A 487-nucleotide genomic window follows, 5' to 3' on the forward strand; every position below is an offset into this window, starting at 1 on the left:
TCCGGGGAGAGGTCGTAGGCCATGCCGCAGTCCCAGGAGGAGATGGCCACGGCGACGAGCGACACGTCGTCGATGACGACCGTCCAGCGGGCCCCTTCCCCGTCCTGGCCGAACACGAGCCCGTACCCCTCGGCGTACGGCTGGAGACCCAGGGCGGCACAGGCCGCCGGGTAGTCGTCACCGAGCACGCTCGGGAAGCGCCCGGGCGTCAGCAGCGCCGCGGTCAGCACAAACAGCGCGTCGGCGTCGGCCTCGGCGATCGGGTCCGTCCCGGTCACGGCATCCTCCCCATCCGGTCGTCGGCGCACCGTACCAGTGGGTAACCCGGACGTCGAGGGTCCCCGCCCGGGGAACCCCGACGGCGCTCGCGCGCCCGTCAGGTGTCGGGGGGCGGGGGGGGGCGCCCCCCGGGGGGGGGGGGGCGGGGGCCGGGGGGGCCCCGGGGGGGGGGGGTGGGGGCTTGCCCGGGGGGGGGGTGGCGGGCCCC

Annotated in this window: 1 pseudogene; it reads right to left on the reverse strand. The window is 78.0% G+C overall.

Annotation, left to right across the window (positions count from 1 at the left end):
• Positions 1–278, reverse strand: a pseudogene (locus tag ACFV2S_RS32240) (hypothetical protein); the annotation flags it as partial.
• Positions 279–487: the final 209 nt, after the last annotated feature.

Origin of the sequence: Streptomyces sp. NPDC059695, from assembly GCF_042733785.1 — a bacterium.
In the GTDB taxonomy this organism is placed as follows: Bacteria; Actinomycetota; Actinomycetes; order Streptomycetales; family Streptomycetaceae; genus Streptomyces.